This is a genomic window from uncultured Limosilactobacillus sp. (assembly GCF_934202705.1).
GTDB lineage: Bacteria > Bacillota > Bacilli > Lactobacillales > Lactobacillaceae > Limosilactobacillus.
Window position 1 is genome coordinate 37,865 of the sequence record NZ_CAKPYE010000013.1, and the last position, 10,765, is coordinate 48,629.

Sequence of the window (10,765 nt, forward strand, 5' to 3'; positions counted from 1 at the left end):
CTCAGAATTAATCTGAATGCTTACTTGTTAAAATGATCTTCCTAACTAACCACCATAAACAATTTCTGGCCATTCTGTTAGCTTTGTGTTTTCTTCTAAAAGGCAATGAGTAAAATAGTTTTCTTCTTCTTTGCTCAACATCTTTTCTCCACTAGGAAGAAATTGGACTATGGGATCATGTACTTCATCAGTGACCGGAACGTTTGGATCAGTATGCATTGCATCATATACCATTTTTTCAATCATGGTTTTTCGCATTTTAATCCAAACCTCCTCAGCTCAAGAATAACCTTCTCTTCAGCTTCGTCTTCGTTTAAATTATAAGGTGGATTGCGATACTGCGCAATATACTTATCAATGATTTCTTTATGAAATGGCATATTACCAGTAGCATATTTGTATAATCTACCATCATGAGTAATAACAAGTCCAAAATCATAACCTCTATATCCTACCGCAACAAAGTCAGAACCTGTTGGTGGAATATTAGTAGGATGAGTGTGCATTCCAATCACTGATTCTCTTCCATAATGTGTTTGCAAATTAGAAATGACTTTGCTTGGAATCCCAACTTCCAATTTCTTTTCTTGTCCAAAAGCTTTATTTACAATTTTGCAGTTAGAATTAAAAAAATAACTATCTTGTCAGTATTCTGACAATGAGTCAGCATAGCAACAGCATACTTGTACAATTGTCGATTAAGCTTCTTGTTAGTAGAAATCTTAGAAAATTTATTACGATACTCTTTTGAATGGATATAATTCATATCAACAGAATTGTTAACAACTCGTATTTTTCAACGTTTGCTTGCTTGCTTTTCTGTAGCTCTACTTCATCAGAAACATATACCCAAAATAGAACAACGACAGTTCGGATGAACAGGAATCATCGGCGCATCTTTCACCGTATAAATACCTGGTTCAATATTTTCCTCATCAGGTTCGGCATACCATTTGCAATATTCATAACCATTAGATTTCAATGACTTTAATTAAATCTTTTGATTACCGCGCCATTTAAACATTATTAAAGCTTTCCTAGTTCTGCCACAAGCGCGAGCTAAATTCAACAATCATGCCATAATTTACGCTTTATACTAGTAGCAAGAGCTAGCTGCGTACACTACATACATGAGAAAATAAGATAAATCCTTTGCAAAGCGCCGAAGGGTTCAATAAAGTGGCTTAAATATTTAAAAATTATAGTAAAATATTAAATGAAAGGCAGGTGACTCATATGAGAAATAAATGGTTATTATTTTACAATAGCAAATATTTCTTACCATTAATGGCAATTATAATTTTGGCTGTTGAAACCGTAGTTTTCATTAAAATCATGGATGATTTTAATTTATGGGTTGCCTTAATAGCAGTTATTATGCTTGCTGTCGTAGTCAAAGTAGTTACAACTTTACTCACGACGATTTTAGGAAGATCCCGACATACATAATCACGGTTTAGGTAACTAAGATCTGGAGATCCCCACATACGTGGGAATACTACACAGCTTAAATTAATTCCATTAAAAAGAATGATTATGTTGAAGGTATCTATAAGATTAACAAGGTGCCATTAATTCCTGATGATACTTACCCTGGCTGTCGTTGTACGGTTTCTGAAACGTGGGCCGAAGGTAATTAACGATGATGCTATGCTTCATAGAAGCGCGCAACAGCTAAAAGAGAACCGAAGGGTTTCGACTGATTTGATGAATTGAATTTTAGGAGACGTTATTAGAGTATCAAAGAGGTGGCAATGGTGATTAGGGTTATTGATCAATTTAATTTACCTTCGGGATTTGGATTGATTATTCAGGGTAATAATGATGTCAATCCTGGCGATCAATTAGTTGATGAGCAAGGAAATGTAGCAACTATCACGGATAGGTCATTTCAATCAGTAAAAGCTGATAAAGCTAAAATTGTGACTGTAATGATTGATCGAAAAGTTTCGGGAAAACAACTCAAACTTAATTAAGCATTCAGATTAATTCTGGGTGCTTTTTATTTTGGAGGTGGTTTAAATGAAATACAATACTTTCCGGTTAAAGAAAGATGGCCTCTATATCGACAACACTAAACTTTCAGTTTGGAACAATCTATAAATTGAGTCAAATACTGAATTAGACAAAACAAAATTAACTATTTCTATTTGTAGTAATTTGCATGGTGTTGATGATGTAGACCAATATAGTTTTATTAAACCGGATAAATAATCCGGTTTTTATTTTGCTTTTTACTTGTTCGCAAGTGTTAAAAAACAACCCGTAAATTACAGTCCACCCAGACTTTAAAACGAAGTGTTCACTATGGAAATAAATTTACAATATTTTGATGAAGAGTATTCCGCTTCTGAAAATGGTTCATCAAAAAGGGGGCGTAATACTAATGGGATCGCTACAGATAAATAGCTTATTCAACACAACAAAACTAGAATCCACACATACTTAGAGAATGGATATAAAACCAGCTATTAAAGCTGGCTTTGAATTTTTTAATAAATTAATTGTGATTCAATAGATATATCACGAATGATTTTATGTGCGTAGCTACAATATTGGTAGTTTCACTGCTTAATTGATGTTTCTGTTACCATTTATGAAAAGCTCTTATCTGTGAAGCGCTAGTTTTTAATGCAATCTGCCAGTTTCTCTGAACTTCGCGGTGCCATCTGCCCGGTCTAATTGATCTTGAAGCTTTTGCGTGTATTGCTGGTTGAGCCATCCGTATATGGTATGGTCTTTGATTACCCCGTGATCAAGAATTTCTTGATATTGATAACCATCTTTGAAAACCATCACTAGCATTGGGTCCACAACATAATTCTGTTGTTTTCCTGGAGTATTTTGGCCAGCAATTGCACCTACCATACCACCCATAAAGCTACCATTGGTTAAAGTTCGCCCAGCAATGGCACCAAAATATGGATGTCCCTTATTAATAGTTCCTGACTGTTGATAAATATAATCAGTTTCAATATCGGAGTAATGGTACATCCGACATTTTGACCACAACAAATGTTTAATAAAAATCATTTGCTTATCATCATTAAAAATAATGCGATTACCAATAAAGCTAGCGCCGTTTCTTACAGCATGATACAGTTCTTTTGCCTCGGATTTATCCATTATTTACCCCTCCCCAACAACTTAAATATATGGCCAAAAGTTTAAGCTATTTTCCCGAACCATTTGTCGGTAAATCACTGATAACATCTTTGTCGAAAAAATTAGTAGCAATGTTTACTACTATCCATTGCTTTACTACTTATACCTACCCATCACAATATGTTTGACTTCCTGCAGGTAATCATCGGTGTATTCAGGAACCAATAACTGACCATCAATCGCATCGAGCATGACCTTTTCTTTGTCTTTCAGCTTTTTGTATACTATGTTATCGATAAAACTCATATGAGCAACATCACCTTTAGTCATAAGATAATAGTAACGAGTATATTGATCCGCAAGTAATCCCAAACGGTTAATCCGATCTCTAGATTGCAACATAAAAGTCAGGTTGAAGTTGTACTCAAAGTAGACCGCATCGTGCACAGTTTGGTGAAGTGAAATAGATTCACCAAGGGTGTTAGGGTTCGATACCAATACTTGTACATTTCCCGTACGAAAATCGTTAATCATTCCTTCTCGATCCTGCTTTGGTGTACCACCATAAATCAAGGTAGTCTTTATTCCCATACCATTCAAGGTATCGGTAATCTTTTGCATGGTACCAACAAACATCCCCCAAACTAAGACCTTCTTACCTTGACTAACTAATTTATCAATAAGGTCAATGCCCATTTCAAACTTAGGGGCTTCTATCTTCGCCAGATCATACTTCTTATACACTTCTCCGCTACTTGAATTCTATTTTTCAATTGTTGACGACTGCTTTTCCCAAACGCCAGAGTCGGCGTCAACCAAGCCTAATTCTTTATAGTGAATGTTAGAACTAAGCAATTCGGGATTTGTAGAAGCCTGTAACAACCTAATAAACGTCACTAGTGTTCCATTTTCATTTTCCTAAATGGCTTGTGCAAGTAGTTTTTGATTTTTTGATGGAGCTATCTTTTTAATAATATCTGGATCAGGCTTTGGCACATTAAGGTCTTCTTTATTGCTTTACCTTACTTTCTCGCAGTGATTTATAAATTTCTTCAGCAAATGTCCCTAAAACTTTCTTCTTGATATCATCATTATTGAGAAGAAGTGTGAAGAAATCTTTATTATGTTCAAGACCTTCGATTAACATGTTATCAATTTGATCAAAATATGATAATTCAAAATCTTGCTCATTATTATTTTTAGCACTGCTTCGTAAACTATTTGATCTCATCATCAAATCTCTAATCTGAAGCATTGATTTAACAGCAATATCTTTATCAAAATTAGATCCAGTTGTCCGATTGATTTCCTCAATAATTGCAGATAGTTTTTGCTTCTTAGCTTTACTAAGCTCAACATCATCCGCAATTGGTAATTTTACTATCGGATTAGATCGTTTGGTCCCTTTAACATGCTGACCTGTCTGTTTTTGTGTAAACTTGCTTGCCTTTATTTTTCCAGTTAAATCATACCCCTGTCCCGGTCGACTAATGCTTACATATTTCAATAAATAAGATACATAATTATAAAGCTTTTGCAATTCTTCATCTTTAAGGCTAGATATCTGTAACATGAATTCATAGCATCGTACAAAATGCTTTAGTGTGGTAATAACTTCATGCTGAGTATTTTCATCTAATTCTTTTATCTTTTTTTCAGTAGCGCCAAAATAGAAGTTAAGATTTTTCTTATCACGACTTTGAATTTTTACTTTATGAAGGATGTTATTTGCACCTTCGATATTCTGGGGATCAATAATATAGAATCCATCAATCTTTTCTACAAGATTATAAACTAATTGCGGATTTACTGTATCTGCCAATAAAGTGGTTGTGTAGTAAGGTGCAAAAGCCGCTTCAATGTCTTCATAATCATTTGCAAAATCTAATACGAAAGGTGTCTTTTCGTATGGTGGACAGATCCGATTTAGGCGAGAAAGGGTTTGCACTGCGTTGACTCCGCGTAATTTTTTCATCACATACATGGCAGACAATTTGGGTTGATCAAAGCCTACCTGATATTTATTAGCTACTAGTAAGAAACGATACCCAGGCTTATTAAATTCCCTTGCAGTACGGTCTTCAGGTAAGCCATTCATTGAAGCTTCAGTAAATTCCTCATCGCCATTATCAAAACTAACCTTGCCGGAAAAGGCCACGAGCATTCCCATATCATTGTAGTGGTGTTCTTGCATGTATTGATCAAATGCTTGTTGATATTTTACGGCAGCTTTCCGAGAAGACATGATTACCATTGCCTTGGCTTGATTGCCTAATTCTGGCATAACGTGCTTACGGAAATGTTCAATAATAATTTTTGTCCTTTGAGCAATATTTTGATCATCTAAATCAATTTGTTGAGCAATTTGTCGTTTTGCATCAGCAGTTTTCAATTCCGGGTCATCAGCTATCTCTTTATTAAGCTCATAATAAGTCTGATACGTTGTATAGTTAGCTAAAACATCAAGGATAAATCCTTCCTCAATTGCTTGCTTCATACTATACAAATGAAAAGCACGATAATTACCGTGTTTATCTAAACGACCGAATAAACGTAAAGTGGTTGGCTTTGGCGTTGCAGTGAAAGCAAACATACTAACGTTCTTTTGCTTTCCAGAACTCTCTATTTCCTGTACTAATTGATCTTGAACATCTTGTTCATAAAATTTATCCGAAGATGATAAAGCCTCAGTAACAGCCATCATATCCTTACCAGCAGTTGATGAGTGCGCTTCATCAATGATTACAGCAAATTTTTTGTTCTTCAGGGAAATGTCAGACGAATTACTATCGTCTTTAATCAAATCAACAACGTAGGGAAATTTTTGAATCGTAGTAACCACAATCTTAGTATTACTTTCTAGAGCCATCTTGAGGTCTGCTGATGTGCATTTATCATCCATGACACGAATAAGGCCCGCTTTATGTTCAATACCCATAATTGCTTTTTGTAATTGTCGATCTACTACTACCCGGTCAGTCATAATAACCACATTATCAAAAATAATTTGGTTGTCATCATCATGTAAACTAGTCAATCTATGGGCAAGCCAAGCAATAGAATTAGTTTTACCGGATCCAGCAGAATGCTGAATTAAGTAATTTTGTGATGTCCTGTTTATTTTTAAATCAGCTAGGGTTTTACGAATTACATCTAATTGATGATATCTCGGAAAAATTATCCGCTGGCTTACTTTTCTCTTTCCTGTTACCTCATCTTTATGTTCCTTCGTTTCGATAAAGATAAATTTAGTGATTAACTCAATTAACGTATCTTTCTTGAGAATATCTTCCCACATGTAAGAGACACTATATTTATTTGGAAATTGTGGATTCCCTGCACCGGAATCTACGCCTTCACCCTTTCCCATATTAAAGGGCATAAAAAATGTCTTTTCCTTGGCCAACTGGGTAGTCATATAAACTTCTTCGGTGTCCATAGCAAAGTTGACTAAGCAGCCTGCTTTAAAAAGGAACAGTCGATCTTTAGGGTTACGCGAGGTCCGATATTGTCTAATTGCATCTTCATAGTTCTGACCCTGACTATTACTTTTAAGTTCAAAGCTAATGACCGCAAATCCATTTATAAAGATTACTAAATCAATTCGCTCCTTGTTTTCTTTATCGGCATTTACTTCTTGCATTACTGAAAAAATGTTTTCAGAGTATAGTTTTGAAAGTTCAGGGTTAAAATCAGTAGCAGGCTTTCCATAAAGCAAAGTTAAGTCCTGATTGTTAACACGTATTCCATGCTTTAAAGCGGACAGTAGACTACCACTTTTGCTAGTAATAAATCTATTAACTGTGTTAACAACTGTTTCTTCAGTATCATCCCCGAATGTTTTAGTAAGTTCTTCTAGCGCTTCTGGCTGAGTGTCTTTTAAGAACCGGAAAAATAATTCTTTATCCATAGCAAATTTTTTATCGAATTTAGTATGACCTCTCTCCACATACTCATTTTCTTTGACCAAGTGATTAATTATTTCTTGTTGATACTCATATCGTTCATTTATTTGTCCACGCATTTAGTTCGCCTCGTTTACTTGCTTTTTACCCGTTACGTATTCAAAAATGAGAGAGCTTTTGTATTCCGTTAATTGGTTAATTTGTTGCTTCTTAAGCTTAATGAGCCTTTGGATTTGAGCTACTTTTTGCTCAAGATAATCAGTAATTTGATGCTGTTCATTTAATTTAGGTAAAGCCATCTTCTCTGTGGATAGTAGTTCATCTAATTTTAAGTTTTGTATTCCTGTAGTTTGATTAAAATATAGTTTTGTTACTCCTCTGTGATATAGCGATCTCAAAAAATATTCTACAAATTTTGATGAAACGCCTTTTTTTAGCCTTATCCTACTTAAAAAATTGGCGTATAAAGCTTTATATTTTTTATCAAAAATCACCGCACGTCCAACCGGTGTCTTTTCCCCACCTCCAGATTTTTCAATTAATATATCTCCTTCATGTAAAATCAATTTTTTTATTGTTGTTAATGTATACAATCTGTACGTTAGCAATTTAGGTGGTGTACTCTTAAACGTTCCCCGATTAAAAGCAAAATCGGTAACTCTTAAGCATATCATATTTTTCATAAAACTTTTCTTATAGTCGTCAATCTTATCTTCTCCCCAATCACCGGTAACCACTGAATCCACTAAATATTTTAATCTAATCATTTTCCAAGTTTCTGGAATCTCACCAATCCACTCAACACCACTATCTTTCATCAGTACGCTTTGATTTAATCCCTTGGTTATTGCCTGAAAAATAACGTTACTTTGATATTGCTGAAGTTTCTCAATTTCAGTATTGATTTTATCAATCAGCCCATCAATTTCAGCTGTTTTGCTATCAAGAAAATCAGCTATTTGTTGTTGTTCTAATTGAGATGGTAACAAAATTAATGTATTTTCAAAGTCGTATGCCTGCAAATCCCATTGTCCATCTCTAATACCTGTTGACAGCCTCCTAAATTCATCCTTGTAACAGTTTCTTATCAAATAATGAAAATACGCCTTATTCAATTTTGAATTTGTAAATTGATATACATAGTAAGCAGGGCTAACAATTCCCGTATATCTCGAAACTGCTAGTGAACCCTGCCAGGCTTTCATTTTATTAATCACAAGGTTTCCCTTTACAACATATTTATAGTTGGAAGTATCACTTGACGTCACATTATGATTATCGTCTCGACTATTTTTTGGAACAACTCCATAATCTCTATAAACAGATAAAACTGTTGCATTCGGATGATTTTTCTTTTCGTTACGAGAAAGACAATACTTAATCTTTACAGTTTTCCAATTTTCAGGTATTTGGTCAATCCATGCAATCCCACTATCTTTCATCTTCACTTATTCTTCACCCCATCACTTAAGTAGGTCTTTCATTTCTACATTAATTTTACTTTCCAATTTCTTGATTTTGGTCGCTAATACATTCATTGCTTCTGGCTTTTGATACTGGTAGAAATAACGGTTAAATGGAATCTCAGCACCCGTTTTAATAATCGGCTTTTTCTTACCTAAGTCTTCTTTCCAGAAAGCTTTTGCATCATGAACAAATGGTAATACTTCCTTAGCCATATATTCATCAATCGGAGTCTTGATATTCACAATTTCAGTATCTTCGGTTTCTTTGTCGTAAAGTACGTTTCCCTTCTTATCCCTTTGAATTTCTGCAGTCTTGTCCATCTTAGATAAGCCATCAATAATCTTTTTAATCATCTTTTTATCAACGATATCGCCTAATAAGGCTGTAATTACTGGCTCAAATTTTCCTAATGATTTATAAACCTTTTCTGACTTATTAATCTTCAAAGTTGCTAACAGTTGATCATAAGCTTGCTTATTTTTTTGTAATTTAGCCAGTTGTTTTTGTTCCTTAGCCGATAGCTTCTCTTTCCTATTGTTCAAGTCTTCAAATTTAACTTGATCAAAAAAGCTTCTGAGACTGGCAATCATTGTTTCAATCCGTTTATTATTAATTGCATAGCTCCGTTGGAGTGGTTGCATGACTGTGTACTCGCGATAGATAAATTCTGAATTATCATGAATTTGTGAAAGCTTATTTTCTTGATATTCGGTGTACAGTTTAGTAATTTTATCTCGATTATTTTTGGAAAACTCGTTCTTTTTCTTTCCAAGAGGTTTTCTTAATTTTGTATAAATATTAGTTGCGTCAATAAATTGTATTTTTCCTTTGCGTTTTTCTTTTTTGCTCTTAGCTAAAATCCAAATATAAGTAGCTAACTCCGTGTTATAGAAGAGGTCCGTTGGCAAAGCAACAATTGCATCTAGATAATCCTTTTCTAGCAACCAACGCCGAACTTGTGACTCACCTGACGCGGTACCACCTGTAAAGAGTGGAGAACCATTTTCAATGATAGCTGCTCGCCCATTATCATCTAATTTATTAATGGCAGATTGAACAAATAATAACTGTGAGTCATTAGATTTTGGTAATCCTGCAGGCCATCGACCGCTGTCTCCTTTTAAATACTCTTCTTTAACCGACTCTTCTTGGCCTTGTTTAGCATCTTTACCACCCCAGGGAGTCCCAAATGGTGGATTTTCCAAAACATAACGCATTTTCTGGTTAGGAAAGCAATCTTCCTTTAATGTGTCAGCATGACGAAAATTATCAATATTTTGGTTTTTGATTAACATTTCAGCTAAGCCAACCGCATACGATTGTCCCATTAATTCTTGACCAAAAAGATGCACATTAACTGTTGGATTAATATGTTTTAGATAAGTGTAGGCCGTTGAAAGCATGCCGCCAGTCCCACAAGCCTGGTCTAGGACCGTAATGACTTTGTTATCTTCTGTAATGTCATCACTACCTTCCGCTAATAACAGCGAAACACAGAGCCGTATAATGTCACGACCAGTATAAAATTGCCCGGCTTCGACATTTTGATAGAAACGAGCAATCAAATTTTCAAAAATGTAGCCCATCTTAATACTGTCAAACTTCTCAACGCTTAGATTCAGTTCAGAGAAGGACTTCACCACCGAGTAAAGACAGCCACCTTTATCCATCTTGTCGATATGGCTTTCAATGTCTAGATTCTGTAAAATTTCTTGAACATCTGAAGAGAAGCCATTCAAATATGATTTAAAGTTAGCTGAAATATTATCTGGATCATTACACAGTTCTGCCAAGTTAAAACGACTCGTATTGTAAAACTCATAACCACTAATCTTGTACATGGCTCGAGCTGGATAGGTTGGCATAGCTTCAAACTGGGTCAGAACCTTATTTTTAGTCGGTGCTAAAACACTCTCGAAGCGGCGAATAATCGTCATCGGAATGATGACATCTCCATATTTATCTGGCAGGTAAGTCCCTCGTAGCTTGTTGGCAATACCCCAAATGAAGTTTGCTTCATCGGTAATGTCAATTGGTTGATCATCCAATTTATCTAGGCTTGTAATCTGATTAAACTTTTCACTATCCCTAAGCAAGCTCAACACCTCCATTCAAAAATGAAGGCACAAAAATAGAGCCTACTAATCCTTTAAAAATTAGTAAGCTCTTCTTAAATTGCTTGACAAATAAGCGTTGACTTAAATAATCAACGTGTTGTGTTGTGTTGTGTTGTGTTGTGTTGTGTTGTGTTGTGTTGTGTTGTGTTGTGTTGTGTTGTGTTGTGTTGT

Annotated in this window: 6 protein-coding genes and 3 pseudogenes; 1 reads left to right on the forward strand and 8 read right to left on the reverse strand. The window is 34.9% G+C overall.

What is annotated here, in order from left to right; genetic code table 11:
- Nucleotides 1-45: 45 nt before the first annotated feature.
- Together Q0C76_RS08300 and Q0C76_RS08305 are read right to left on the reverse strand one after the other, a co-directional pair.
- Nucleotides 46-258 carry a hypothetical protein gene (locus tag Q0C76_RS08300; protein ID WP_295731867.1) on the reverse strand — a complete coding sequence of 71 codons (213 nt, stop codon included), beginning with the start codon at nt 256-258 and terminating at the stop codon, nt 46-48.
- The gene (locus Q0C76_RS08305; protein WP_295731869.1) at nt 243-578 is read right to left on the reverse strand and encodes a hypothetical protein; all 336 of its coding nucleotides are present in this window, start codon (nt 576-578) and stop codon (nt 243-245) included. The genes Q0C76_RS08300 and Q0C76_RS08305 overlap by 16 nt, the downstream gene beginning before the upstream one ends.
- A gap of 1,176 nt (nt 579-1,754) precedes the next feature.
- Here Q0C76_RS08305 and Q0C76_RS08310 point away from each other — a divergent pair.
- Entirely contained in the window at nt 1,755-1,976 is a 222-nt protein-coding gene (locus tag Q0C76_RS08310; RefSeq protein ID WP_295731871.1) for a hypothetical protein, read from the forward strand.
- Nucleotides 1,977-2,628: 652 nt separating this feature from the next.
- On the opposite strand, the gene Q0C76_RS08315 is transcribed toward Q0C76_RS08310, so the two are convergent.
- The 6 genes and pseudogenes from Q0C76_RS08315 to Q0C76_RS08340 all read right to left on the reverse strand — a co-directional run.
- Entirely contained in the window at nt 2,629-3,126 is a 498-nt protein-coding gene (locus Q0C76_RS08315) for a hypothetical protein (RefSeq protein ID WP_295731873.1), read from the reverse strand.
- Between the two features lie 135 nt (nt 3,127-3,261).
- Nucleotides 3,262-4,213, reverse strand: a pseudogene (locus tag Q0C76_RS08320) (helicase-related protein); the annotation flags it as partial.
- Between the two features lie 1,305 nt (nt 4,214-5,518).
- Nucleotides 5,519-7,129: pseudogene (locus tag Q0C76_RS08940) on the reverse strand (DEAD/DEAH box helicase family protein); the annotation flags it as partial.
- Entirely contained in the window at nt 7,130-8,452 is a 1,323-nt protein-coding gene (locus Q0C76_RS08330; protein ID WP_295731887.1) for a restriction endonuclease subunit S, read from the reverse strand. It lies immediately after the preceding pseudogene.
- A 21-nt stretch (nt 8,453-8,473) separates the two neighbouring features.
- Nucleotides 8,474-10,573 carry a class I SAM-dependent DNA methyltransferase gene (locus Q0C76_RS08335; RefSeq protein ID WP_295731877.1) on the reverse strand — a complete coding sequence of 700 codons (2,100 nt, stop codon included), beginning with the start codon at nt 10,571-10,573 and terminating at the stop codon, nt 8,474-8,476.
- A pseudogene (locus tag Q0C76_RS08340) lies at nt 10,566-10,765 on the reverse strand (hypothetical protein); the annotation flags it as partial. The pseudogene Q0C76_RS08340 and the gene Q0C76_RS08335, both read right to left, overlap by 8 nt.

Coding starts and splice junctions, on each gene's coding strand:
- Q0C76_RS08300 (WP_295731867.1), bottom strand. CDS start 258: ATGCGAAAAACCATGATTGAAAAAATGGTATATGATGCAATGCATACT.
- Q0C76_RS08315 (WP_295731873.1), bottom strand. CDS start 3,126: ATGGATAAATCCGAGGCAAAAGAACTGTATCATGCTGTAAGAAACGGC.
- Q0C76_RS08310 (WP_295731871.1), top strand. CDS start 1,755: ATGGTGATTAGGGTTATTGATCAATTTAATTTACCTTCGGGATTTGGA.
- Q0C76_RS08330 (WP_295731887.1), bottom strand. CDS start 8,452: ATGAAAGATAGTGGGATTGCATGGATTGACCAAATACCTGAAAATTGG.